Genomic DNA, 24,182 nt, shown 5'->3' with positions numbered 1-24,182 from the left:
ACTTTGTAAATTTACTTCCTTTTTTAGCCATGAGAAAAGAACCTCCTTATAAGAACAGTATAGTACTTTTTATACTGTCCATTATAAGGGGTTCTTTTCACATGGTCTATGCTTCATCTGCTAACCCATCTGGTAAAGGAAACCGTGGTAAGGTTGAAGGTATCGGTGAGCGTATCGAGTCTATGGTTGACTTGGTCATCGAAGCTGATGATTATGTGGCTTCTATCCAACCCGACAAGACCATCGAAACGCGTTATGAGCAAGGTGTTATGGTCTCTATGGTTGACGCAGACGGCAAACTCATCCCAGAACAAGGCGAAGGCAGCCGTTCTGTTAACAACTGTCCAGTGGTTATCCGTAAAGGGCTTGATATCGATAAAATCATGATGCACCTCTCTGATCACTTCAACTCCTGGAACTACCGCCAAGGGGAATATTATTAAGAAAAAGGGGAGTGGGAAAGAACTCCTACAATACAAAAAGAGTTCGTCTTCCCCCCCCGCACAGCTCCAACAGTCAGGGAAGTGACTGTTGGAGGTTGGAAATAAGGGGAACAAAGTTTCCCACATTCGTTAGGCTTGTTGCGGAGCGTAAAACGAAAACGAAACAGCCATTCAACCAGTGCGTTAAAACGTCGAAATGAATTCTAGATAGTGAGGTTGGATTTTACATCCAGCCTCTTTATGGTACAATCAACCTATGAGAAAACTTTATTTTTTATGTGGCGGTGGTTGCAACCGCTTCGAAGTGACTGATTTTGTTCACTACTTAGATGAAGAGATAACTGTCATCGAATTACCAGGACATGGCTTGGAAAAAGAGACCCAGCTTGCAAATCTAGATGACTTGGTAGCGTGGTTTGGACAGAAAATTGACCCAGAAAGTGACATCATTCTAATTGCCCATTCCATGGGAGCCAATCTAGCGCCTTATCTGGCTACACAAATTCCTGCTATCAAACAACTCATCCTGCTAGACGGAGGCTACTATGATTTTGATGCCCTTATGTCTCTCGACGACGAGATTGCTGATACCAAGTCCTACTTTGAGCAGATGAACTTCGACCGATTGGAAGATTTTGTAGAAATGAGCAGAGCAGATGCTCCTTATTGGTCTGAACATCTAGAGCAAGCTGCTCAAGCAAGCGTCTATCTCACAAGGGATGGCCACTATCAATTAAATATGGTTGAAGATACCTTTTTGACATTATTAGGATTGCAGCGTGCCTGCCAAGGTTTTCTGACACAAGTGATTTGCAACACCGTTCTCATTCCGCAAACGGTTGACTGTCCTGATTGGAAAACAGCTATGCTAGAGGCTATCCCAGCCTATATCACTATTGATAGTCAACTTTTCTGTGGGCACAGTCCACATACAGAGTGTCCAGAAAAATTAGCAAAAGTGGTCAGAACCTACCTGGTATAGATTGCTTTACTCATCTCCTTTTTTGACTTACTTGGTGTGAATTTAGAGGATTAAGAATATTTATTGCTTGTGAAAACAATGTCGATTGGGACATAAATTACAAGTTCACAAAAAGCCTTAGGATCAGGAGCTTAGTGCACTAGATTCTAAGGCCTTTATTGTTCTATTTTGAGTTTGTAATTTTAGAAACGTTGGATCATCTGTTGGACATAGAGGGTGAGGAGTTGAGAGTAGTCTAGGTCCTCTTGAATTTCCTCAACGGTGCTATTAAGTTCCGTTAGGTTGTCGGTGATGATGCCGTCAACCTGCAGCATAATCATCTGCATCATGCTCTCCTTGTCATTGGGAGTCCAGGCGTAAACCGTCTTATGGTTAAACCAGGAGCGCGTGACAAAGGAGTCGTCTAAGCTGGTGTATTCCATGGTATAGCCATCTGCTGTTGTATGTGGGTAAATAGAGTTGAAGGGCAAGATGAAGTAGGTAATGAGGTCTTCCTGTTCTTGTTCGACTTCTATAATAGTTTGATAGTCCAGTGATTGGATTTGATGCCCCTTCTTGATCAGTCTATCTCCGTAGGCTTTCAAGAATCGTTTGGTTAAATCGCGAGAATCTTCATCGTTAACCTTGATTTCAACGATAAGTTTTTGACCAAGTTCATCAGCCTTGTCTAGATAGTCATCAAAAGACGGAACGGGAGCGGACTGGCCGTTTTCACTGGCGGTCATCTGGGTGAGTTCGGATAGGGTGTAATCATGGGTTCCGCCAGGAAAACCAGTCAGGGCCTCGATATCGTTATCGTGCATGACTACAAATTGTTTATCCTTAGTTTCCTGAATATCCATCTCAATGTAGTCTGGCTTAAGGGCAGCTGTTTTTTCCAGGCTTGGTAAGGTATTCTGTACACCATTTTTATTATCAACGCCACGGTGCGAAATCGTCACTGGAACGGTATCAAAGGGGGCGTAGAGATAGAGGACGCCTAGACCTGTAAAGTAAAGCATGGAGAGGAGGATGATGGAGAACTGGAAACGATGGCGGAGCCGTTTACGACGATAGGTCGGGAGCGTTTGTTCCGTCAGGAGGCCAATAAATTTAATCAGAAAGACCGCAATGGCGCCGTAGTAGGCAAGTTGAATAAGGGCGAAATTGAAAACAGCCAGAAGGCCTGAAATCTTATCAGGTAAGAAATCAAGGACAGCTTGCCAGCCAATAAGGCATCCAGAAATAGCTAAAAAGACCAGGAAAGCAGTCAAACTGACGCGAATCAGTCCCCAAATGGCTAATTTTTGTTTTTGTCCATCAGTTTTGGCAAGTGAATAGGCTATGGATTCTTTGACTGTCTTGTGCTCTAGATAAATTTGTGGCAATGCATACATGAGACGTGTAGAGGCCCAAAAGAGCAGGAGAACCAAAGCGAGTAGAATCACTATTCCTAGAAGATTGGTCTGATTAATGACATAATCAACAATAAATTGCGGTAGGACAATTTTGTTAAAGTAGTAGATGTTAAAGACCTTCCGCATGTGGGGGAAGAGGACCACAGAAAAGAAGAGGACAAAGATAATTTTGCTGAGCCGGATTTCCCGAGCGGTCTCTAGAAAACCTGTTTTAACATCTGAGAGGTAGTCCTTGAGGTCCTGTAATTTGGGGTCCATGAGCTGGTTGATGCCGATAAATAGCAGAGCCATCTCCAGGTAGGCTACCAGGACATTTGCAATGAAAAGCAGGAAAAATCCAACCGTTACCAGCCAATTTTCAGAGAAGACCTCTAGTATATTGGTCGGAGAGAGATAGGCATGTCCTGTAAGAGCCAGTAGCTTTTCTGCCAACCAAGAATTCAATGGAATCCAGGCGATTTCCATAAAGACAAAAGAGGTGAAGAACAAGACCAAAATCTTGTCTAGGTTATAGTAAACTTTTTGAAATTCAGTTCGTAAATAAGTCATAGACCTAGTTTGCCATAGGAAAACTAGAAAATCAAGCTTTTTTGAGGACAGAAGTCATTTAGAAATTATGTTTTGATTGGCTTTTACTTCTTTCCAGCTGATTTTCTGATATAATAGTTCATATGAAAAGACAAGAAAAAATTCAAGCCTACCAATTGATGTTGGCCCAGGCTGAAGCCCTTTTTGCAAATGAGACCAATGCTCTAGCCAACTTATCCAATGGCTCGGCACTGTTAAACACAACCCTGCCTGATTCTGTTTTTACAGGTTTTTACCTCTATGATGGAAAAGAATTGATTTTGGGTCCCTTTCAAGGTGGAGTTTCCTGTGTTCATATTGCCTTGGGCAAAGGAGTTTGTGGGGAGTCTGCACAGAAACGAGAGACCCTGATTGTTCCAGATGTGACCAAGCATGCCAATTACATTGCCTGTGATTCTGCAGCTCGAAGTGAGATTGTTGTTCCTATGGTGAAAAATGGTCAGCTAGTTGGAGTTCTAGACTTGGACTCGCATTTGGTTGACGATTATGACGCTATCGACCAGGAGTACTTGGAGAAGTTCGTCGCTCTACTATTGGATAAAACCCTCTTTAATTTTAAAATGTTTGGAGTTGAAGCCTGATGTATCAAGCCCTTTATCGAAAATACCGCAGTCAGACTTTCGACGAAATGGTCGGACAGGAAGTCATTGCGACAACCCTCAAGCAGGCGGTTGAATCTGGGAAAATTAGTCACGCCTATCTCTTTTCAGGTCCCCGTGGGACGGGTAAGACTAGCGCCGCCAAGATTTTTGCCAAGGCCATGAACTGTCCCAATCAGGTCAATGGGGAACCCTGCAATGTCTGTGACCTCTGTCAGGATATTACCAAGGGTGCTTTGGAGGATGTCATTGAAATCGATGCAGCCTCTAATAATGGGGTTGATGAAATCCGTGATATTCGTGATAAATCGACCTATGCACCCAGTCGAGCGACCTATAAGGTCTATATAATCGATGAGGTTCACATGCTCTCCACGGGCGCTTTCAATGCCTTACTAAAGACTTTGGAAGAACCGACAGAAAATGTGGTCTTTATTCTAGCGACGACGGAACTCCATAAGATTCCAGCGACCATCCTGTCGCGCGTGCAACGCTTTGAGTTTAAGTCCATCAAGCAAGCAGCGATTCGCAATCACTTGGCCAAGGTACTGGCTGACGAAGGCATTAGCTATGAGGACGAGGCTTTAGACATTATTGCTCGTAGAGCAGAAGGTGGAATGCGGGATGCCCTATCCATATTAGATCAAGCTTTAAGTCTATCCTCAAATCAGACGGTGACTGTTGCAGTTGCTGAGGAGATTACGGGTTCTATTGCCCAGTCTGCCCTTGATGGTTATGTTCGTCATGTTTTAGCTGGGAATGCGACAGATGCTTTGGCAGACTTGGAGACGATTTTTGATAGTGGAAAGTCCATGAGTCGCTTTGCGACGGACTTGCTTAACTACCTGAGAGACCTTTTGGTAGCCCAGGCTGGTGGCCAGGTCATCACTAGCAGAGAGCTTTTCCAAGCTAACCTTGCATCAGCAGAGACAGATCAGCTATTTGCTATGATCGAGACCGTGACCCAGTCTTTGGTTGAAATCAAGACCGGTACTCACCCTAAGATTTACGCAGAGATGATGACCCTGCGTTTGGCTTCTTCGACGGGAGCAATAGCAGAGCAGGTAACTGGTGGGGCTTCCACTGAGGAAATCTCAGCCCTTAGACAAGAAATCCAAGCCCTCAAGCAAGAAATTGCCCAGCTCAGAGAGACAGGTGGAGCTTCACCAACTCCAAGTTCAGTCCGAGTTAAAACTCAGAACTTCCAGTACAAGGTGGACAAGACTAAAATCATGGCCATCATGGAAGAAACGGTGGTTGATAGCCAGCAGTCCCGTCAATATTTAACCTCCCTCAAGGATGCCTGGAATGAGATTTTGGATTCAATCTCTGCCCAGGACCGAGCCCTACTCATGGGGTCTGAACCCGTTCTTGCCAACCGTGAAAATGCTATCTTAGCCTTTGATGCGGCTTTCAATGCTGAACAGGCCATGAACCGGAGTAACCTCAATGCCATGTTTGGTAATATTATGTCCAAGGCTGCAGGGTTCTCTCCGAATATCTTGGCCGTGCCCAGACGAGACTTCAATGCCATCCGTACTGAGTTTGCCCAGAAATTGAAAACTCAAACAGGAGAAGGGCCAGTTGAAGAAGAAGTTCCAACACCACAGATACCAGATAACTTCGCTTTTTTAGCTGAAAAAATCCAGTATAGTGAAGACTGAACTCAATTTAAAAGCTCAGGAGGATCATACCCACTGAGCTTTTAAGATTTTTTGCAAAAATTTTCCAAGAATTTGTTATAATAGACTCATGCCAATTTTTCAATTTATTATTATGGCCGTTTCTAGTGCCTTTGAAACTATTTTTATGACCGAAGCTTTTTTTGCTCAGGAATATTTACTGGTGGCTTTCTGGGGATTTTTCCTCTACCGTAATTTGCGTCTAGCCTATCGTGTGGACCAGTTTACCAATAATGTTCTCAAGCATCTCACCAAGAAGTGAGAGAGACCTCGCCACTGCTGATTTCTTTCTCCTGTCCTGATGGGAGTTTAACAATAAGTCCGCCTTTGTCGGTGATAGCAATGGCTTGCCCCTGCCAGTCCTGACCAGATTCAGTAAAAGTAACTTCTCTACCAAGTACCATAGAAAAATCCTTATAGACCTTAATCAGGTCTTTTTCTTTTGCTTCAAAGAAAATCTGCCAGATTTTTGCAATGAGGTCGTTGCGACTGATAGTGGGTGGGGTGTTCTCGAAGAGGGAACCAGCCTTGTCTACAATTTCTGTTGGGAATTCTGAAATGGCAAAGTTTAAACCAACCCCGATGATGACATCAGTGACTAGTCCAGTCTCAATAGAGGTGATAGCTTCTGTTAGAATCCCTGCTATTTTTTTCTCTTCGAGGTAGATGTCATTTACCCACTTAATCTGAGGTGTTTTATCGGTCAGACTCCAAATGGATTTGACAATAGCACTAGCCATCATGATTGTATAGGCTGGTAGCTCTGACGCAGGTAGGTTTGGGGTCAGGCGGAGAGACATGTAGATACCACCTTGTTCATTTGCAAAAAATTGACGTCCAAAGCGACCTTTGGCTTGGGTTTGCGAATTTGCAAGATAGAGTTTGGGCGCTACCTCTTGATTTTCGATACCGAGTTTTGCATCTAATTGCGTTGATGCAGATTTTGGATTAAGACTTATAGGAATAGAGAGAATTTCTGATAGGTAAGCAGGAGAAAGTAGGTCTCCTGCCACTAAGCGGTAGCCACGGTTTTTCACAGATTCGATGATCAAACCTTGATTTTCCAAAGCTTGGATAGCTTTCCAAATGGCTGTTCGAGAGAGTTTGAGTTCTTTTGCCAAGTCCTCCCCACTGACAAAATCATTAGTCTGGCTAAGAATGAGATAAATTTTTTCGTATGTTTTCATACTTTCAGTATAGCAGAAATAAGGCGAGTTGGAACAGAAAAATTTGGACTCTTTGTATGAAGTCCTTGTCTTTTTAGGGATTAGTTGATATACTGTTACCATATGAGTCCCGAAAAGGCAACCTGGCTGTTGAAAGAGCATTTCTTTCTAGGAGCCAATATCACTGAAAGAGTGTGATAAGTTGGATGCGTGGGTGACTGATTTTGAGCGCCAGTTGTGCTTGAGACAGTCCCCATCAAATGACCAAAGGTTGGTGCTTTGTAACTCGTCAGGGGGGACAGTGAAGTGGTTTTCTCTGTCCTCCCGCCTTGCTTCTGTCTGGTTCGCCAGTTAGGAGACATTCATTTTTAGGGGGGACATTTTTTATGTCAGAACGGAAATTATTTACGTCTGAGTCGGTTTCAGAGGGACATCCTGATAAGATTGCTGACCAGATTTCAGATGCGATTTTGGATGCGGTGCTTGCCCAAGATCCAGACGCCCATGTGGCCGCAGAGACGGCGGTTTATACAGGGACAGTCCATGTGTTTGGAGAGATTTCGACATCAGCTTATGTCAACATTGACAAGGTAGTTCGTGATACGATCGCAGAGATTGGTTACACCAAAAATGACTACGGTTTTTCTGCGGAGTCAGTCGGTGTTCATCCGTCTTTAATCGAGCAGTCGAGTGACATTGCCCAAGGGGTCAATGAAGCGCTGGAAGTACGTGACGGTAAGGCAGATGAGCTCAGTCTCATCGGTGCAGGAGACCAAGGTCTTATGTTTGGCTTTGCCATTGACGAAACACCTGAGCTTATGCCTTTGCCGATTTCGCTGTCCCATGCCTTGGTGAGAAAATTGGCAGAGCTTCGCAAGTCATGTGCCATCAGCTACCTGCGGCCAGATGCCAAGTCGCAAGTGACTGTCGAATACGACGAAAACGACCAACCAGTCCGTGTGGATACCGTGGTCATCTCAACCCAGCACGATCCAGAAGCGACCAATGACCAAATTCGTCAAGACGTGATTGAGCAGGTCATCAAGGCTGTGATTCCAACCAAGTACCTGGATGATGAGACCAAGTTCTTCATCAACCCGACTGGCCGTTTTGTGATCGGTGGCCCGCAAGGGGATTCTGGTCTGACAGGTCGTAAGATTATCGTGGATACCTATGGTGGTTATTCTCGTCACGGTGGCGGAGCCTTCTCTGGCAAGGATGCGACCAAGGTGGACCGTTCAGCCAGCTATGCGGCTCGCTACATTGCCAAAAACATCGTTGCAGCTGGTCTGGCTAAGAAGGCAGAAGTCCAGTTGGCCTATGCGATTGGTGTGGCGACGCCGGTGTCTGTTCGGATAGATACCTTTGGCACCAGCACGGTTTCTGAGAGCAAACTGGAAGCAGCGGTTCGTCAGATTTTTGACCTGCGCCCTGCTGGGATTATCCAAATGCTGGACCTCAAGCGTCCGATTTACCGCCAGACAGCCGCTTATGGCCACATGGGTCGGACGGATATCGACTTGCCGTGGGAACGCCTGGACAAGGTAGAAGAACTGAAAAAATCTATCCTTTAATCTTTCTATCAAGCTTTAAAAAGATTAAACAAAATTGTAAATTGACGGGGCAAGTGGCCTTGCCTTTTTCGTTTATTCTTAAAAGATTTATCAAAATTTAAGTAAAGGGATATTATCTTAAATTTACCAGGTCTATAACAAAATTTTAATCACTATTCTTAAGAAATCTTAATTTAGCATGATTTAATCTTAAAAATTCTACTGGCTTGTTCTAGCCTTTTACGAATAATCCTTTAGAGGTGAAAATTATGTATCAAATTCAATATGTAGAAGAAGCTATGCAGCCACGTGAGCGTTTGGAACTTAATGGGCCTGAGGTACTCAGTAATCAAGAACTCTTAGCAATTATATTGAGGACAGGAAGTCAGAAATGTCCAGTTTTAAGTCTAGCTAATGATATCATCAGTCAGCTTGATAGTATTGCTGATTTAAGAGACTTGTCCCTACAAGAATTACAGTCAATAAAGGGTATCGGTCGTGTAAAATCTCTGGAAATCAAAGCGATGCTCGAAATTGCTCGACGAATTAACCAAGTTGAATATCGTAAGAAAGAGCAAATTCTTTCAAGTGAAAAATTAGCCAGACAAATGATGCTAGAATTAGGAGATAAGAAGCAGGAACATTTGGTTACACTTTATCTGGATACTCAAAATCGCATTATAGAAAAGAAAACAATATTTATTGGTAGTGTCAGGCGCTCGGTGGCTGAGCCAAGAGAGATTCTACACTATGCTTGTAAGACAATGGCGACTTCAATGATTGTCATTCATAACCATCCGTCAGGGTCAACACACCCTAGTGAAAGTGATCTTGATTTTACTGAAAAAATAAAACGATCATGTGATGACTTAGGCATTGTATTCCTAGATCACATAATCGTTGGGCGTTTTGGGTATTATAGTTTTAGGGAAGAAACAGATGTACTTTAAAGCTCATTGACAACATAGTCAAAGATAGCACGTGCATCGTCATTGTTTTCCCAAAGAAATTCTGGATGCCACTGAACCCCTAGTAGACGTTGGGAATCATCATAAGATTCAACAGCTTCGATTGTTTGGTCTTCGGCCCAGGCAGTCACTTTAAGTTTAGGGGAAAGATCTTTTAAAGCTTGTCTATGGAAGGAGTTGATAGCTGCTTTGCTATGCTTCAAGGCTTGAGAAAGAAGTGAGTTGGGCACGACTTCAATTGTATGACTGGTTTTATCTGGATTATCTGCTTGCCAATGATTCATAATGTCTTGATGGAGACTCCCTCCAAGAACAACATTGAGAAGTTGTGTTCCACGACAAATAGTGAAGATTGGCTTATTTTGAGCAAGTGCTTCACGGACGAGTGCCATTTCAAAGATATCTCTTGCCTCAAAATAATCTCTTTCTTGAGCAGCTGGTTCTTCGTTGTAATATTTAGGTTCAACGTTTTGTCCACCTGTAATGATGAGTTTATCAATCATAGAGACATAGACTTTTGCCGCAGTTTCATCGTTGATGGGAAGAATGAGGGGAAGTCCACCAGCTGCCTTTACACCTTCAATTGTACCAGTTGGTGTATAGGACCAAGCAACATCATCAATTGCTAAATCATATTTTTGATTGGCGGAAATACCAATAATAGGTTGTGTCATGGTTTTACTTTCTAAACTACTAGATCATATAATCAATCGAAATGTCGGAATTTCGATTAAAATTGTTTTATTGTATGTATAAGAGAAGAGAGTGGGACAAAATCGGTAATTCGTTAGAATTCGACTTTGTCGTCCCACCTCCGCAGAGTAAAGTAGAGCTATAAAAAATGATAAAATCAGCCTATTAGAGGTCACTCAACCACTGCGTCTGGCAAGTGACACCTTATAAAATTTGAAGCTGGGTACTTTTGTCCCAGCTTCTTAATTGTTCATGGTTAACCTTTATTATTACGCATAAAGTAAAGGAGGGTCTGGAGTTCACTGGTTAAATCTACATATTGTACAACAACATCCTTTGGAAGCGTCAGATTGATGGGTGAAAAACTCAGAATCCCTTTGATACCCGCACGGATAAGCTCATCGGCAACTTCTTGAGAATTGTTACTTGGAACAGTAATGATTGCTGTTTTAATATCCGTTTGAGCAATTTTTTCTTTGATGTCAGCAAAATCATAGATAGGTGTGCCTTCAGGAGTTGTTGTTCCTACTAAAGGATTCCCCTTGATATCAAAAGCCATGGCTATCTTCATTTTGTTACGCTCATGAAATTTATAATTAAGCATAGCTGAGCCTAGATTTCCAACTCCAATCAGAGCAACAGAAGTGATGGCATTATCATTAAGAAGTTCAGCGAAGAAATTCATCAATTTTTCGACATCATAGCCAAATCCACGACGTCCGAGCTCACCAAAGTAAGAAAAGTCTCTTCTGACTGTTGCCGAGTCAATCCCGATTGCTTCTGCAATTTGTTTTGACGAAGCTTTTTCAACCTTTGCTGCATGAAATCTTTTAAAAGTACGGTAGTAGATGGACAAGCGCTTAGCTGTCGCATTTGGAATCGATTTATCAATTGTCACAGGACATACTCCTTAGAAAATATTCTAAGTCTATTGTAAAGAAACATTGTGAAGTGCGCAACAATTTTACTCAAAAACTTTGTAATAGCTAGTTTTCTGACTTTTCAAAAATATCACGATCTACTAAGCTATCCATAAGAAAATAGAATTTTTCTTGTAAGATATGGTTGTCTTCAGATTTAAATATATTAACAAGTCGGAGACCAGATTTATCAGTAATAGTAAGTTTAAATCCTGTTAGTTCTGGATTAATAGTAATCTTCAACGGGAAGCCTTCGCCGCTATTTGGAACTTTTTCCAACAGGCGAGTCAATTCATAGTTACCGACTTTGGTTTGAAGAAATGTCGTGTCACGCAGGGTATATTTTTTAATATTAGGGCTAATGCTGTAGCTATATTTACAACCATTCGGTTGAATCACTTTTTCAAATGCCATGTATTATTCTCCTTTAGATAAAAAATTTGTGAAGGTTTGAACCAGTTGTGTTAGTTCTTCTGGGCTTGTGAATTCTGAGAGTGAAATGCGAATTGATTCTCTGAGGCAAGGAGATTTTTCCCCGTAAAAAGCTTTTAAAACATGAGAAGGTTCGATTGCACCTGCAGTACAGGCTGAACCTGAAGATAATGCGAAACCTGCCAAATCAAGTTGTGTTAGCAGCAGTTCATTATTAGCGCCAGTAAATCCAATATTTAGAACATGGGGTAATCCGTCTGATGGGCTGTTTGAGTACCAATTGAGAGGACTATGTTCCAGTTCTGTTAAAAGATGTTGACGCAAATCAAGGACGTGTTTGAAGTTTTTTTCCTGCTCGGCAGTTACATCAGACAAAGCCTGTGCCATGCCGACGATACCAATAAGATTTTCTGTTGAGGCCCTACGCTTATCTTCTTGGTCTCCACCGTGGAGGAGATTGTCCATTTTATGTGGTTTAGCATAGAGGAGTCCGACACCTTTAGGACCGTGAAATTTATGGGCAGATAGGCTGAAGAAATCACAGCCAAGTTCATCTAAGTTTATTGGGAGTTTACCAGCAACCTGAACCCCGTCTATGTGGTAGACAGCTTGATGATCGGTTAAGAGCTCTGCTATGTCTCTAACGGGAAGAATATGGCCAGTCTCGTTATTAGCGTACATGGTTGAGACGAGGATGGTATCTTCTCGAAGGGCTTGTTTAACCTGTTTGGGGGAGATGGTTCCATTCTCTGGATAAAGGTAGGTGACTTCAAACCCAAAACGTTCAGTCAGGTATTCCATAACATCAAGCACAGAGTGATGCTCGATAGCAGTAGTGATAATATGCTTACCTTTATCTTGATTAGCAAGAGCGTAGCCTTTGATGGCCATATTGTTAGACTCTGTACCACCAGAAGTGAAAACTAGATGATTAGCTGGAATGTTAAGACAGTTTGCAATTGTTTGTCTGGCTTTTCGCAAAGTTTGACTAGCCTGGCGACCATAGGAATGAAGGCTAGAAGGGTTACCAAAATTTTCAGCCATGAGATTTGTCATGGCTGAAATAACAGATGGCGTAAGTGCTGTTGTGGCCGCATTGTCTAAGTAGACCATGGGTTATTCCTCTGTTGGTAATTGTAAGTTAAAGAGTGGGCTGACTGGTTTTTTCTCATGGATGCGGATCAGAGCATCTGCAATGAGTTGGCTTGCCGTCAGGTAGTTTACGTTTTCTGGAACACGTTCTTTGGTTTTAACAGAATCTGTAATGAGGATTTCTTTAATTGGAACAGTGTCTAGAATATCAGCTGCCCCCCCTGAAAAGAGTCCATGACTAGCGACAGCATAAATTTCCGTTGCCCCACCACGTTCCACAATCTTAGCAGCCTCTGCGAAGGTTTTACCAGTATTAAGGATGTCATCGATCAGGATAGCACGCTTGCCTGCAACATCGCCGATGATATAACCTTCTTCACGACCAGAGTCATCATCTTGGGCATAGTCAATGATTGCAATAGGTGCGTTGAGGACTTCGGCCAAACTACGAGCACGTTTAATACCAGAGTTTTTAGGGCTGACGATAACAACATTTTCCCCAGAGAGTCCATGGGCTAAATAGTGCTCTGCAAAGAGGGGGACAGTAAAGAGATTATCGACTGGAATGTCAAAGAAGCCTTGAACCTGAACTGCATGAATATCAAGTGTTACGACACGGTTCACTCCAGCTTTCACCAACATATTAGCCACTAATTTAGCTGTAATAGGCTCACGTTGTTGTGCAACACGGTCTTGACGGGCATAACCAAAGTAAGGGATAATCACGTTAACGGTATGAGCACTAGCGCGTTTACAAGCATCAATCATGATTAAGAGTTCCCAAATGTTGTCATTGACTGGGAAATTAGTGGATTGAATGATGTAGACATCATCTCCACGTACACTTTCTTCAATGTTGATCATGATTTCACCGTCTGAAAATTGACGGGAAGAAACCTTGCTTAATGGGATATTAGCTGCATCTGAAATTTTTTCAGCAATTTCAGTATTTGAACTCAGCGAGAAGAGTTTCAGTTGTGGGTCAGAGTAGCGTTCTGCCATGATAGAAGATGCTCCTTTTTATCAAAATCGTGGGCTTAATAAAGCTCAGAAGTTTTCCAATGTTTCTATTTTATCAAAAAATAGGAATTTTAACAGTTATTTTCCTATAATTCTTATAAAAACTAAGTTATTTTTTTAAGGTTGTCGCAAACCGGGCTACCTTACTTTTTGCAAACTTAAAATCAATACCATGTTCACTAAGAAAGTTATCAAAGTCTCTTTTGCCTTGCTCCGGGTCAGTTACCTCGAGCTCAAGCTCATAATCTTTAATATCTGCGTATTGGTTATAGTCAAGGGCCATTAGTCCAATCTTAGTCTGACTTTCTCGGCGAATAGTGGTTAGGTTGCCCAAAACATGGAGACTGCTAATGTTGATAGTCTCTTCAAGGAGAATTTGTTTGATTCTTCCTTCTGGAAGGGGAGAACCTTTGATGATCATCTTCGCCTGTTCGAGTGTTAAATCTTGGTTATACTCTAAGTTACCAACTTCTTCAGGGATTTTCAGGGTAAGTTCAGCCTTATTTTTAAAGGTACGAATTCGGAGAGACATTCGATGAGCCTTGAGGGTGAAGTCTGAACTATCAAAGTAGTAGTTGGTTTGAGTAATAGGTTTAACATGCTGAAAAAATGTTGACAGACGGTTGTATTCATCCTTGGTCAGCAAGGTTTTGTATTCAATTTCTAAAAATGGCATCGTAACTTGTCCTTCATGGTCGAAATTTATGGTATACTTTAATAGTTATACTAATTCTATAAAAATATAAGACATTTGACAAGGTAGTAGTGCCTACGCTGGTCAGATATAGAAAGAGGTTCACCATGCCAATGGAATGGGAAGAGTTTTTAGACCCCTATATTCAAGCGGTTGGGGAATTAAAAATAAAGCTACGTGGAATCCGTAAACAATTTCGTAAGCAAAATCGACATTCGCCGATTGAATTTGTGACAGGGCGTGTAAAACCGATTGAAAGTATCCAGGAAAAGATGAAACTGCGTGCCATCAAGGAAGAAAATTTGGCTCAAGACATGCAAGATATTGCTGGATTACGTGTCATGGTTCAATTTGTGGATGACGTAGAGGAAGTTTTGGAATTGTTGCGATCGCGAACGGATATGCAAGTGGTTCATGAACGAGATTATATCACCTACATGAAGGACAGCGGCTATCGCTCTTACCATGTAGTCGTAGAGTATCCTGTTGAGACGATTAAGGGCCGCAAGGTTGTCTTGGCTGAAATCCAGATTCGGACCTTGGCTATGAACTTTTGGGCAACGATTGAGCATTCGCTAAATTATAAATACCGTGGTGAGTTTCCGGAAGAAATTAAGAAACGCTTGGAAATAACTGCTAAAATTGCGCAACAATTAGACGAAGAAATGGGCAAAATTCGAGATGATATTCAAGAAGCCCAGCTCTTGTTTGATCCACAAAGCAGAAAATTAAGTGACGGAGTGGGGAACAGTGATGACGCAGACGAATTTTACCGATAAAAATAAAGTCACTAAGGTAGCTATCATTGCTAATGGAAAGTTTCAAAGTAAAAAAGTAGCCAATAAGCTATTTTCTGTCTTGCGTGATGATGAGGCTTTTTACCTGACCAAGAAAAATCCAGATATTGTGATTTCAATCGGGGGTGACGGGATGCTACTCTCTGCTTTTCACGCTTATGAAAATGAATTGAATCGAGTGCGGTTTGTAGGAATTCACACTGGTCACCTTGGATTTTACACTGATTACCTGGATAACCAAGTGGATGAATTTCTTAAGAATCTCCGTGCTGACAAGGGGGAGAAAATTTCTTACCCGATTTTAGATGTCAAGGTTAATCTGGTAGATGGTCGTGAATTTACAGCGACAGCACTCAATGAAGTGACCATTAAGCGGATTGAAAAGACCATGGTGGCAGATGTAGTGGTCAATAAGATTCGGATGGAACGTTTTCGTGGGGATGGGCTTCTGGTGGCGACTCCGACAGGTTCGACAGCCTATAACAAGTCACTGGGTGGGGCTATTCTCCATCCAAGTTTTGAAGCTCTGCAATTGACCGAAATCGCCAGTCTCAATAACCGTGTCTTTCGCACGGTTGGCTCATCTATGATTATTCCTAGTAAAGATAAAATTGAGCTTCTGCCACGCAGGACTGGTTCATATGTAATCAATGTGGATAATAAAACCTACCACTTCCGCAATGTGGAGCAAGTGACCTACCAGCTGAGTGACCGCAAGATTAATTTTATGGCGACGCCTTGGCACACGAGTTTCTGGCAGAGGGTAAAAGACGCCTTTATCGGTGATGACGTATGAGGTTCGAGTTTGTGGCTGACCGTCGTGTTAAGGTAAAGACTCTTTTAAAAGAGCACGAGGTTTCCAAAGGCTTATTGGCCAAGGTCAAGTTTTCGGGTGGAAATATTTGGGTTAATGGACGCGAAGAAAATGCCATCTATCTCCTGGATGTTGGTGATGTGGTGGCCATTGATATCCCAGATGAGCGTGGTTTTGGGACCTTGGAACCTGTGCGGTCTGACCTTAATATTGTTTACGAAGATGATCATTTTTTGGTAATTGATAAGCCTTACGGTGTTGCCTCTATACCGAGTAAGATTCACTCTAATACCATGGCTAATTTCGTCAAGCAGTATTATATTGATCAAGATTATCCCAACCAGCAGATTCATATTGTGACTAGATTGGATAAGGATACGAGTGGTCTCATGCTTTTTGCCAAACATGGTTATGCTCATGCTCGGATGGATAAGCAATTGCAGAGCAAGACTATTGAGAAACGGTACTATGCTCTAGTTGCTGGTGAGGCTGATTTGGAGGAGCAAGGTGACATTATCGCACCAATTGCCCGTAATGATGCCAGTATCATCACCCGCTGTGTTGGTCCTGATGGCAAGTATGCCCATACCTCTTATTGGCTTAAGGCCCAGTATGGTTCGGTTAAATTGGTAGATATAAAACTCCATACAGGACGGACCCATCAGATTCGAGTCCATTTTTCCCACATCGGTCAGCCTCTGCTGGGTGATGATTTGTACGGTGGTTCTATGGACTATGGGATAGAACGACAAGCATTACATTGTCACTCTCTGACCTTTACACACCCTTTTACTAAAAAGGTTATGAATTTACAAAGTTCCTTGACATCTGACATGGAAAGCGTTATCCTTGATTTGGAAAAAAATTATTAGAAGAGAAGGTAATTCTGAAATGATCCGTAGTTTAATTGGTAGTTTGCGAAGCAAAGTTGCTGGAAAAAATGTGAAAATTGTCTTTCCTGAGGGGAATGATGAACGAGTGGTACGTGCGGCTGCGCGTTTGAAATTTGAAGGCTTGGCTGAGCCTATTATTCTTGGAGTTCCTGAAGAAGTTAGTAATCTTTTAACTGAGTTTGGCTTTACAGATCCAGGAATCACTGTTCTCAACCCAAATGAATATGAAGGCTTTGAAGAAATGAAAGCAGAGTTTGTTCGTTTGCGTAAAGGTAAAGTAGATGAAGCACAAGCTGATCAGATGCTTCGTGATGTTAACTATTTCGGAGTGATGTTGGTTCAGATGGGACTCGCTGCTGGTATGGTTTCTGGTGCGATCCATTCGACAGCTGATACAGTTCGTCCAGCCCTACAAATTATCAAAACCAAACCAGGTGTTTCTCGGACTTCAGGTGTTTTTCTGATGAACCGTGAAAATACTGAAGAGCGTTATGTCTTTGCGGATTGTGCGATCAATATTGATCCGAATGCTCAAGAATTAGCTGAGATTGCAGTAAATACAGCTGAAACGGCAAAGATTTTTGATATTGATCCAAAAGTTGCAATGCTTAGTTTCTCTACAAAAGGATCTGCTAATGCTCCTCAAGCCACTAAAGTTTCAGAGGCGACAGAATTAGCTAAAGCTTTAAATCCTGATCTTTTGATTGATGGTGAATTGCAATTTGATGCAGCCTTTGTTCCAGCAACAGGTCAGCTTAAAGCACCTGGTAGTCCAGTAGCAGGATACGCGAATGTTTTCGTATTCCCTGATTTGCAATCTGGAAATATTGGATATAAAATCGCACAACGTTTGGGGATGTTTGATGCAATTGGCCCAATCTTACAAGGTCTCAACAAGCCTGTAAATGACTTATCTCGTGGTTGTAGTGCAGATGATGTTTACAAGCTTGCTATTATTACAGCTGCCCAAGCTTTGGATAACGCTAACTAATATTCTTCTGGATTTTAGGAGAAATTCTTAGTAGCTTTGAATGTCCAAATTTTTAATCATTTGAAAAGTTGAACTTAACTAAAGTCAATCCAAGAGTTTGGTTTTAGACTAAGTTCAGCTTTTTTTGATTAGCTCAAATAGTTGTGGAAAAGAGAATTGATGAGAAAAATATAGTGATTTTTCTGAATATATCAAAAACACTATTTTTACTTGATATAATTTCAGTTTTATTTACTAATAAAGGTTTCTATGGTATAATGGTTAAACTATAATTTTGGGAGGAACTATGTCCTACTTTAGTGAAGTTTTACCTAGCTTGTGGAGCGGTACGCTTGTGACCTTGCAGGTCTTCTTTATCGTATTAATTCTATCGATCCCGCTGGGTATTGTAGTAGCCTTCTTGATGCAGATTAACTTTAAACCTTTAAAGTGGCTCTTAAATATCTATATTTGGATTATGCGAGGAACACCCTTGCTTTTGCAGTTAATCTTTATTTACTATGTTTTACCAGAAGTTGGTATTGTAATGGACCGTATGCCATCTGCAATCCTAGCGTTTACCATTAATTACGCTGCATACTTTGCTGAAATTTTTCGAGGAGGAATTGCTTCTATTCCGAAAGGTCAATATGAGGCTGCTAAGGTTCTCAAATTAACGCCTTTCCAAACGATTCGCTATATTGTTTTACCTCAGGTTGTTAAGGTAGTATTACCAAGCGTATTCAATGAGGTAATTACTTTGGTTAAAGATTCTTCCTTGATTCACGTTTTAGGAATAGGTGATCTCTTACTGGCCAGTAAAACAGCGGCAAACCGTGATGCAACTTTGATTCCGATGTTCTATGCGGGAGGTATCTATCTTTTCCTTGTTGGAATTGTTACAGTACTATCTAAACGTGTGGAAAAATACTTTAATTATTATCGTTAGGAGGTCTCCATGCTAGAATTAAAACATATTTCGAAACGCTTTGGAGACAAGCAAATTTTCAAAGACTTCAATTTAGAAATCCCAGAAGGAAAAATTCTTTCTCTGGTCGGTCCATCTGGTGGTGGAAAAACTACTTTACTTCGAATGCTAGCTGGACTTGAAAGCATCGATTCTGGTAAAATTATTTACAATGGAAAATCTGTTGCAATCGATCACCTCGAACAATTAAATATCCTCGGCTTTGTATTTCAAGATTTTCAGCTTTTTCCACATTTGTCTGTGATGGATAATCTGACTCTTTCTCCTATCAAGACTATGGGGATGTCAAAAGAAACTGCCGTAGCTAAGGCAAAAGAACTTTTACAAAGACTTGGTTTGGGCGAACATGGACAGGCCTATCCTTACTCATTATCAGGAGGGCAAAAGCAACGCGTTGCCTTGGCTCGAGCCATGATGATTGATCCTGATATTATTGGGTATGACGAACCGACTTCGGCATTGGATCCTAATCTTCGTCAGGAAGTTGAAAAGCTTATTCTACAAAATCGTGAGAGTGGAGTGACTCAGATTATCGTTACCCATGATTTGGAATTTGCTGAGAATATTTCAGATACTATCTTAAAAATCAATCCAAAATAATCTGGTTTTGATATAAAATAAAAGGAGTTATTTATGAAAAAATTAGTTTTAGGTGCCTTGACTCTCGTTTCATCACTTGCTTTAGCTGCTTGTGGTTCTTCAGCCTCAAAAACAGATTCGAAAGCCACTCAAACAGATCAATGGGATACTTATGTTGAAAATAAGTCCGTAACGATTGGATTTGACAATACCTTCGTACCGATGGGCTTTGAAAATAAGTCCGGTGACTATGAAGGGTTTGATATTGACCTTGCTAATGCAGTCTTTGAAGAATATGGTATTACCGTGAACTGGCAACCAATTTCTTGGGATTTAAAAGAACAGGAATTGGAAAATGGAACTATTGACCTCATTTGGAATGGTTATTCTATCACATCAGAACGTCAGGAAAAAGTTCTTTTCACCAATCCTTATATGAAAAATGAGCAAGTTTTGATTACCAAAAAATCCTCTGACATTACTAGCTTTGCAGGAATGAAGGATAAGGTTTTAGGTGCTCAGTCTGGTTCTGCAGGTTACGAAACTTTTGAAGCTAATCCAACTGTTCTCAAAGATATTGTTGCAAACAACGAGGCAACGCTTTACGAGACCTTTACCCTTGCCTTTACAGATCTTAAGACAGACCGCATTGACGGGCTCTTGGTTGACCGTGTCTATGCAAATTATTATCTAGCTCAAGAGAAGGAGTTGGATAACTACAACATTATCGAAAGTGAATTTGACGGTGAAAACTTTGCTGCGGGTGCTCGTTTGGCAGATAAGACCTTGGTGGAAAACATCAACAAAGCTTTCACAAAACTCTATGAAACAGGGAAATTCCAAGAAATTTCTGATAAGTGGTTTGGAGAAGACATCGCAACCGATGAAGTCAAAGGAAACTAAGAGACTTTTAGGAGTTAGGAGCTTTATAGCCTCTAGCTCTTTTTTAATATTAGACAGGTGATACGCGATATGAGCTTGGCTTGTTTAGAATATTTAAACTGAGATACTTGAATTCAACATCATGTGACATGTTTGCTGAAAAAGTGTATAGTAGTATAAGAAATCGTGCGAGGTATCTATGAAAAAACTATCAGAACTGGGACTTACCGGAAAGAAATTAGTCTTTCAAGGGATTTTGTTGACCTTATTAGGGTTGATTTTAGTCTTCACTGGAGTCAAGCTTCCAACCATCCTGATTAAATTATTTGTATATGGTCTCCTAGCTTTAGGTGGCATAGACATGCTGTTACGAGTGTTTAAGAAAATTCCGTCACAGGAGCCGATTGTGGTGAGTATTCTTAAGCTGGCCTTCCTTTTGTGGTTGGCAGGAACGGATATGGTCACAGATGTGCCGCTTTATCTCTTCGGTCTTTTGATGGCTGTCTACCAGATTTTTTCAGCTGCTATCAATCTTATCACCTATGCCCTCTATGTTAAGGATAGTATTCGGCCTCGAATGCGCTTGTTGATAGATGGGATTTGGTTGGCGATTTTAGGATTTTCAACCTTGCTGGCCTCTAACGCTAATGCCAATTTTCAGTTTTTGTATTTGGGTCTGTACTTGATTTTTTATGGGCTTTCTAATCTGCGTGACGGTCTCTTCTTTGAGAAGGAGTTAGGCAAGAATAGCCTTAAGCGGCGTGTGCGTGTGCCCTTGCCCTTGGCAGTTGCGGCTCTCATTCCTCTAGGAACTTTGAACAAAATCAATGCCTTTCTCTTGGAAAACTCGGAGGAGACAGCATCTGAGGCATACGATATTGTTAAGGAAAATAGCGGAGCTTCGGATATGACGGTCTTTGTTCATGTCGCCCAGGATGGCGTTCATGCTGTTGGGCATCTGGACTTTGCTTATCGAGACAAGGTTTATGGATTTGGATCTTATGATCCCTCTTCTGAACATCTCTTTGGGGCTATGGGAGATGGTGTCCTCTTTACGGCTAAGAAGGAAGAGTACATCCGCTTTTGCAACCAAGATGGTCTGAATCTTCTGGCATATGATCTGGTCCTATCTGAGGAACAAAAGACAGCAGTTGAGCAGAAAATCAGAGAAATTGAAGAATGGACTTATACTTGGCAGCCATCTGCTGATTTACTCAGTAAGGACAAGGATGGAAATCCTCAACCAATCTATGCCTATCAGCTTCAATCGGCCATTGGCGGTCAGTTTTTTAAGTTCAAATCTTCTAAATTTAAGTCTTATTTCGTTTTGTCAACTAACTGTGTTCTGCTGGTGGATTCTGTTTTGGGAAGTGCAGGAACAGCTATACTGTCGCCAAAAGGCTTTATCGCTCCAGGAACTTACCAGGCTTATTTAGACAGAGAATTTGAAAAGCCCCATTCCCTTGTAATTGGTAAGAAGGTTTACCAGGCAAGTCCTGGCAGTTAGGAGGGTAATATGAAAGATTACGGTCTATTTTATCGGAAATTAACCAAGTGGTTGAGACAGTCACCAAAAAGTGTAGGGTATCTTATTTTGCTTAACAAGGTCATAACCTACGGCCTATATCTCCTCTATCCCTTGTTTTTGCTAGGTCTTATTTGGCAAGGCTGGCTAAAAGATGGTATGGTTGAGAGTTTGAAAGAAGTGGCACCCTATGTGTTGATTCCAGCTATAAGTTTTGTTCTAGTGACCATAATCAGACGGAAAATCAACCAACCCCGTCCCTATGAAACTTGGCCCATCAAGCCATTGATTGCCAAGAATACAAAGGGACAGTCCATGCCCAGTCGTCACGTCTTTTCAGCCACCATAATTGCCATGTGCTTCTTCCGGGTTTCGCCAGTATTTGGTATCCTTGCTCTTTTAGTAGCAGCAATCTTAGGAATCGTTCGGGTAGTCGGTGGCGTCCATTATCCCAAAGATGTAGCAGTGGGCTATGTCTTAGGCCTGACCTTCGGGTCTGTTTTATGGTTTTTCTAATTAATAGCGGAGCTGCACGATTTCTTCTATGTTGAAGAGAAAGATAGGTGCAGTCCGCTTTTTCTATGGTATAATGTTTAAAGTTGTGGTTGAGCCAATCAGAAAGTCTGCTCTGCCATAAAGTTCAAGAAAAGAAAGTGTTATCATGTCAATTTTAGAAGTTAAGAACCTCAGTCACGGCTTTGGTGACCGAGCGATTTTTGAGAATGTATCCTTCCGATTATTGAAGGGTGAGCATATCGGTCTTGTCGGGGCCAATGGGGAAGGGAAATCGACCTTCATGTCCATCGTGACGGGCCAAATGCTACCTGACGAAGGTAAGGTCGAGTGGTCCCGATATGTGACTGCAGGTTACCTGGACCAACATGCCAAGTTGGAAAAAGGCCAGACGGTCCGTGATGTTTTGCGGACAGCCTTTGACGAGCTCTTTAAAACAGAAGCTCGGATCAATGATATCTACATGTCTATGGCTGATGAAGGAGCAGACCTGGACGCCCTAATGGAGGAAGTAGGAGAGCTTCAGGACCGTTTGGAGTCCCGAGATTTCTATACCTTGGATGCGAAGATTGACGAGGTAGCGCGTGCCCTTGGAGTCATGGATTATGGCATGGATAGCGACGTGACCGAGCTCTCTGGTGGTCAACGGACCAAGATTTTGCTGGCCAAGCTCTTGCTAGAGAAGCCAGACATCTTGCTCCTGGACGAGCCGACCAACTATCTAGATGCTGAGCACATCGACTGGCTCAAACGCTACCTGCAAAACTACGAGAATGCCTTCGTCCTTATTTCCCATGATATTCCATTCTTAAATGATGTGATCAATATCGTCTACCACGTGGAAAATCAAGAGTTGACGCGCTATACTGGCGATTATTACCAATTCCAAGAAGTCCATGCTATGAAACGGGCCCAGCTGGAGGCTGCCTACGAGCGTCAGCAGAAGGAAATTGCGGACCTGCAAGACTTTGTCAACCGCAACAAGGCCCGTGTGGCGACGCGGAATATGGCCATGTCCCGTCAGAAGAAATTGGACAAGATGGACATCATCGAGCTCCAAGCTGAAAAGCCAAAACCAAGTTTCGACTTCAAGTCTGCTCGGACACCGAGCCGCTTTATCTTCCAAACGACAGATTTGGAGATTGGTTATGACCGCGTCCTCAACCGGACACCGCTCAATCTGACCTTTGAACGCAACCAGAAGATTGCCATCGTCGGGGCCAACGGTATCGGAAAATCCACCCTTCTCAAGAGCCTCCTTGGTGAAATTCCCGCCCTGTCTGGGCAAGTCGAGCGTGGGGAGTTCTTAGAGATTGGCTATTTTGCTCAGGAAGTGCCTGGAGGGAATCGCCAGACACCGCTTGAGGCCGTTTGGGATGCTTTTCCGGCCCTTAACCAGGCCGAAATCCGTGCTGCTCTGGCCCGCTGTGGTTTGACCACTAAGCATATTGAGAGCCAGATTCAGGTCCTCTCTGGTGGAGAGCAGGCAAAGGTCCGTTTCTGTCTCCTTATGAACCGGGAAAACAATGTTCTGGTGCTGGACGAGCCAACCAACCACTTGGATGTGGACGCTAAGGACGAACTCAAGCGGGCTCTCCAAGCTTACAAGGGTTCCATTCTTATGGTCTGTCATGAACCAGATTTCTACGAAGGCTGGGTAGACCAAGTCTGGGATTTTAATGAATTAACATAAGTAAAATAGCTTGAAGTTCCCGTCTATTTGACAAGGTGCTTCAGGCTTATTATAGAGCCGTTTTCATATAGATTGGGTAATTGTTCCTTAAAATTTAAACGGTCTAAGGTTCGCTGAGGTGAATTACTACTCATTCAAAATCTCAATAAATAAGGCAGGTTAACACAGACATAAGAGAGTTAGGCTAGGAAACTTAACGACCAAATGTTTAATGTTGGTAGCGTATAAGCAAGTGGCCAAGAAAATTTGCTAATGTCTAATTGTGTTTTTGGAATACCAAGGAATTCTTCTTATAGTTT

The 24,182-nt window shown here is 42.1% G+C and carries 24 protein-coding genes and 1 pseudogene; 17 read left to right on the top strand and 8 right to left on the bottom strand.

What is annotated here, in order from left to right:
- Positions 1-101 precede the first annotated feature (101 nt).
- Together ACFORF_RS10475 and ACFORF_RS10470 are read left to right on the top strand one after the other, a co-directional pair.
- Positions 102-443, top strand: a pseudogene (locus tag ACFORF_RS10475) (translation factor (SUA5)); the annotation flags it as partial.
- Between the two features lie 256 nt (positions 444-699).
- Positions 700-1,425 carry an alpha/beta fold hydrolase gene (locus tag ACFORF_RS10470; RefSeq protein ID WP_380427986.1) on the top strand — a complete coding sequence of 242 codons (726 nt, stop codon included), beginning with the start codon at positions 700-702 and terminating at the stop codon, positions 1,423-1,425.
- A 182-nt stretch (positions 1,426-1,607) separates the two neighbouring features.
- Here the strand turns inward: ACFORF_RS10470 and ACFORF_RS10465 are convergent, their stop codons facing one another.
- The gene (locus ACFORF_RS10465; protein ID WP_380427984.1) at positions 1,608-3,371 is read right to left on the bottom strand and encodes a glycerophosphoryl diester phosphodiesterase membrane domain-containing protein; all 1,764 of its coding nucleotides are present in this window, start codon (positions 3,369-3,371) and stop codon (positions 1,608-1,610) included.
- 122 nt (positions 3,372-3,493) lie between these two features.
- Here ACFORF_RS10465 and ACFORF_RS10460 point away from each other — a divergent pair, with 122 nt between their 5' ends.
- The 3 genes from ACFORF_RS10460 (at position 3,494) to ACFORF_RS10450 (ending at position 5,953) form a co-directional block, all read left to right on the top strand.
- The gene (locus ACFORF_RS10460; RefSeq protein ID WP_380427982.1) at positions 3,494-3,991 is read left to right on the top strand and encodes a GAF domain-containing protein; all 498 of its coding nucleotides are present in this window, start codon (positions 3,494-3,496) and stop codon (positions 3,989-3,991) included.
- Complete coding sequence (dnaX, locus tag ACFORF_RS10455; RefSeq protein WP_380427980.1) at positions 3,991-5,673, top strand: DNA polymerase III subunit gamma/tau; 1,683 nt, start codon at positions 3,991-3,993, stop codon at positions 5,671-5,673. Before ACFORF_RS10460 ends, dnaX begins: the two co-directional genes overlap by 1 nt.
- Before the next feature lie 88 nt (positions 5,674-5,761).
- Positions 5,762-5,953 carry a DUF3272 family protein gene (locus ACFORF_RS10450; protein WP_380427979.1) on the top strand — a complete coding sequence of 64 codons (192 nt, stop codon included), beginning with the start codon at positions 5,762-5,764 and terminating at the stop codon, positions 5,951-5,953.
- Here the strand turns inward: ACFORF_RS10450 and birA are convergent.
- Positions 5,940-6,878, bottom strand: coding sequence for a bifunctional biotin--[acetyl-CoA-carboxylase] ligase/biotin operon repressor BirA (gene birA / locus ACFORF_RS10445; protein ID WP_380427977.1), 939 nt, complete (start codon positions 6,876-6,878; stop codon positions 5,940-5,942). The genes ACFORF_RS10450 and birA overlap by 14 nt on opposite strands.
- A gap of 365 nt (positions 6,879-7,243) precedes the next feature.
- Here birA and metK point away from each other — a divergent pair, with 365 nt between their 5' ends.
- Together metK and radC are read left to right on the top strand one after the other, a co-directional pair.
- Entirely contained in the window at positions 7,244-8,431 is a 1,188-nt protein-coding gene (metK, locus tag ACFORF_RS10440) for a methionine adenosyltransferase (protein WP_380427975.1), read from the top strand.
- Between the two features lie 248 nt (positions 8,432-8,679).
- Positions 8,680-9,360 (top strand): RadC family protein, encoded by a 681-nt coding sequence (gene radC, locus ACFORF_RS10435; protein WP_380427974.1) that lies wholly within the window; start codon positions 8,680-8,682, stop codon positions 9,358-9,360.
- Here the strand turns inward: radC and ACFORF_RS10430 are convergent.
- The 6 genes from ACFORF_RS10430 to ACFORF_RS10405 form a co-directional block, all read right to left on the bottom strand.
- Positions 9,357-10,052 (bottom strand): gamma-glutamyl-gamma-aminobutyrate hydrolase family protein, encoded by a 696-nt coding sequence (locus tag ACFORF_RS10430; protein ID WP_380427972.1) that lies wholly within the window; start codon positions 10,050-10,052, stop codon positions 9,357-9,359. The two genes, radC and ACFORF_RS10430, sit on opposite strands and share 4 nt — an antisense overlap.
- Before the next feature lie 275 nt (positions 10,053-10,327).
- Positions 10,328-10,969 carry a redox-sensing transcriptional repressor Rex gene (locus ACFORF_RS10425; RefSeq protein ID WP_380427970.1) on the bottom strand — a complete coding sequence of 214 codons (642 nt, stop codon included), beginning with the start codon at positions 10,967-10,969 and terminating at the stop codon, positions 10,328-10,330.
- 88 nt (positions 10,970-11,057) lie between these two features.
- The gene (locus ACFORF_RS10420; protein ID WP_380427968.1) at positions 11,058-11,405 is read right to left on the bottom strand and encodes a DUF1831 domain-containing protein; all 348 of its coding nucleotides are present in this window, start codon (positions 11,403-11,405) and stop codon (positions 11,058-11,060) included.
- 3 nt (positions 11,406-11,408) lie between these two features.
- The gene (locus ACFORF_RS10415; protein ID WP_380427967.1) at positions 11,409-12,536 is read right to left on the bottom strand and encodes a cysteine desulfurase family protein; all 1,128 of its coding nucleotides are present in this window, start codon (positions 12,534-12,536) and stop codon (positions 11,409-11,411) included.
- 3 nt (positions 12,537-12,539) lie between these two features.
- A complete protein-coding gene (locus ACFORF_RS10410) occupies positions 12,540-13,517 on the bottom strand; it encodes a ribose-phosphate diphosphokinase (RefSeq protein WP_380427965.1) in 978 nt (325 codons plus the stop codon).
- A gap of 127 nt (positions 13,518-13,644) precedes the next feature.
- Positions 13,645-14,211, bottom strand: a complete 567-nt coding sequence (locus tag ACFORF_RS10405; protein WP_380427963.1) for a CYTH domain-containing protein — start codon at positions 14,209-14,211, stop codon at positions 13,645-13,647.
- Positions 14,212-14,336: 125 nt separating this feature from the next.
- Here ACFORF_RS10405 and ACFORF_RS10400 point away from each other — a divergent pair, with 125 nt between their 5' ends.
- The 10 genes from ACFORF_RS10400 to ACFORF_RS10355 all read left to right on the top strand — a co-directional run bounded on the left by ACFORF_RS10400 (position 14,337) and on the right by ACFORF_RS10355 (position 23,883).
- A complete protein-coding gene (locus ACFORF_RS10400) occupies positions 14,337-15,008 on the top strand; it encodes a GTP pyrophosphokinase (RefSeq protein ID WP_380427961.1) in 672 nt (223 codons plus the stop codon).
- Positions 14,983-15,822 carry an NAD kinase gene (locus ACFORF_RS10395; RefSeq protein WP_380427959.1) on the top strand — a complete coding sequence of 280 codons (840 nt, stop codon included), beginning with the start codon at positions 14,983-14,985 and terminating at the stop codon, positions 15,820-15,822. Before ACFORF_RS10400 ends, ACFORF_RS10395 begins: the two co-directional genes overlap by 26 nt.
- Positions 15,819-16,712 (top strand): RluA family pseudouridine synthase, encoded by an 894-nt coding sequence (locus ACFORF_RS10390; protein ID WP_380427957.1) that lies wholly within the window; start codon positions 15,819-15,821, stop codon positions 16,710-16,712. Before ACFORF_RS10395 ends, ACFORF_RS10390 begins: the two co-directional genes overlap by 4 nt.
- 19 nt (positions 16,713-16,731) lie before the next feature.
- Entirely contained in the window at positions 16,732-17,724 is a 993-nt protein-coding gene (gene pta, locus ACFORF_RS10385) for a phosphate acetyltransferase (RefSeq protein ID WP_380427955.1), read from the top strand.
- Between the two features lie 286 nt (positions 17,725-18,010).
- Positions 18,011-18,652, top strand: coding sequence for an amino acid ABC transporter permease (locus ACFORF_RS10380; RefSeq protein WP_380427953.1), 642 nt, complete (start codon positions 18,011-18,013; stop codon positions 18,650-18,652).
- 9 nt (positions 18,653-18,661) lie between these two features.
- Positions 18,662-19,291, top strand: coding sequence for an amino acid ABC transporter ATP-binding protein (locus ACFORF_RS10375; RefSeq protein WP_380427951.1), 630 nt, complete (start codon positions 18,662-18,664; stop codon positions 19,289-19,291).
- Positions 19,292-19,324: 33 nt separating this feature from the next.
- The gene (locus ACFORF_RS10370; protein ID WP_380427949.1) at positions 19,325-20,173 is read left to right on the top strand and encodes an amino acid ABC transporter substrate-binding protein; all 849 of its coding nucleotides are present in this window, start codon (positions 19,325-19,327) and stop codon (positions 20,171-20,173) included.
- A gap of 178 nt (positions 20,174-20,351) precedes the next feature.
- Positions 20,352-21,659, top strand: a complete 1,308-nt coding sequence (locus ACFORF_RS10365; RefSeq protein ID WP_380427947.1) for a hypothetical protein — start codon at positions 20,352-20,354, stop codon at positions 21,657-21,659.
- A 9-nt stretch (positions 21,660-21,668) separates the two neighbouring features.
- On the top strand, positions 21,669-22,193 hold the full coding sequence (locus tag ACFORF_RS10360; protein ID WP_380427945.1) for a phosphatase PAP2 family protein: 525 nt from the start codon (positions 21,669-21,671) through the stop codon (positions 22,191-22,193).
- A 145-nt stretch (positions 22,194-22,338) separates the two neighbouring features.
- On the top strand, positions 22,339-23,883 hold the full coding sequence (locus ACFORF_RS10355) for an ABC-F family ATP-binding cassette domain-containing protein (RefSeq protein ID WP_380427943.1): 1,545 nt from the start codon (positions 22,339-22,341) through the stop codon (positions 23,881-23,883).
- Positions 23,884-24,182: the final 299 nt, after the last annotated feature.

The organism is Streptococcus caprae (assembly GCF_042649745.1).
Lineage (GTDB): Bacteria > Bacillota > Bacilli > Lactobacillales > Streptococcaceae > Streptococcus > Streptococcus caprae.
The sequence above is the reverse complement of the archived record's forward strand: the minus strand, read 5'-3'. Positions and strand labels throughout refer to the sequence as shown.

Coding starts and splice junctions, on each gene's coding strand:
- ACFORF_RS10470 (WP_380427986.1), top strand. CDS start 700: ATGAGAAAACTTTATTTTTTATGTGGCGGTGGTTGCAACCGCTTCGAA.
- ACFORF_RS10465 (WP_380427984.1), bottom strand. CDS start 3,371: ATGACTTATTTACGAACTGAATTTCAAAAAGTTTACTATAACCTAGAC.
- ACFORF_RS10460 (WP_380427982.1), top strand. CDS start 3,494: ATGAAAAGACAAGAAAAAATTCAAGCCTACCAATTGATGTTGGCCCAG.
- dnaX (WP_380427980.1), top strand. CDS start 3,991: ATGTATCAAGCCCTTTATCGAAAATACCGCAGTCAGACTTTCGACGAA.
- ACFORF_RS10450 (WP_380427979.1), top strand. CDS start 5,762: ATGCCAATTTTTCAATTTATTATTATGGCCGTTTCTAGTGCCTTTGAA.
- birA (WP_380427977.1), bottom strand. CDS start 6,878: ATGAAAACATACGAAAAAATTTATCTCATTCTTAGCCAGACTAATGAT.
- metK (WP_380427975.1), top strand. CDS start 7,244: ATGTCAGAACGGAAATTATTTACGTCTGAGTCGGTTTCAGAGGGACAT.
- radC (WP_380427974.1), top strand. CDS start 8,680: ATGTATCAAATTCAATATGTAGAAGAAGCTATGCAGCCACGTGAGCGT.
- ACFORF_RS10430 (WP_380427972.1), bottom strand. CDS start 10,052: ATGACACAACCTATTATTGGTATTTCCGCCAATCAAAAATATGATTTA.
- ACFORF_RS10420 (WP_380427968.1), bottom strand. CDS start 11,405: ATGGCATTTGAAAAAGTGATTCAACCGAATGGTTGTAAATATAGCTAC.
- ACFORF_RS10415 (WP_380427967.1), bottom strand. CDS start 12,536: ATGGTCTACTTAGACAATGCGGCCACAACAGCACTTACGCCATCTGTT.
- ACFORF_RS10410 (WP_380427965.1), bottom strand. CDS start 13,517: ATGGCAGAACGCTACTCTGACCCACAACTGAAACTCTTCTCGCTGAGT.
- ACFORF_RS10405 (WP_380427963.1), bottom strand. CDS start 14,211: ATGCCATTTTTAGAAATTGAATACAAAACCTTGCTGACCAAGGATGAA.
- ACFORF_RS10400 (WP_380427961.1), top strand. CDS start 14,337: ATGCCAATGGAATGGGAAGAGTTTTTAGACCCCTATATTCAAGCGGTT.
- ACFORF_RS10395 (WP_380427959.1), top strand. CDS start 14,983: ATGACGCAGACGAATTTTACCGATAAAAATAAAGTCACTAAGGTAGCT.
- ACFORF_RS10390 (WP_380427957.1), top strand. CDS start 15,819: ATGAGGTTCGAGTTTGTGGCTGACCGTCGTGTTAAGGTAAAGACTCTT.
- pta (WP_380427955.1), top strand. CDS start 16,732: ATGATCCGTAGTTTAATTGGTAGTTTGCGAAGCAAAGTTGCTGGAAAA.
- ACFORF_RS10380 (WP_380427953.1), top strand. CDS start 18,011: ATGTCCTACTTTAGTGAAGTTTTACCTAGCTTGTGGAGCGGTACGCTT.
- ACFORF_RS10375 (WP_380427951.1), top strand. CDS start 18,662: ATGCTAGAATTAAAACATATTTCGAAACGCTTTGGAGACAAGCAAATT.
- ACFORF_RS10370 (WP_380427949.1), top strand. CDS start 19,325: ATGAAAAAATTAGTTTTAGGTGCCTTGACTCTCGTTTCATCACTTGCT.
- ACFORF_RS10365 (WP_380427947.1), top strand. CDS start 20,352: ATGAAAAAACTATCAGAACTGGGACTTACCGGAAAGAAATTAGTCTTT.
- ACFORF_RS10360 (WP_380427945.1), top strand. CDS start 21,669: ATGAAAGATTACGGTCTATTTTATCGGAAATTAACCAAGTGGTTGAGA.
- ACFORF_RS10355 (WP_380427943.1), top strand. CDS start 22,339: ATGTCAATTTTAGAAGTTAAGAACCTCAGTCACGGCTTTGGTGACCGA.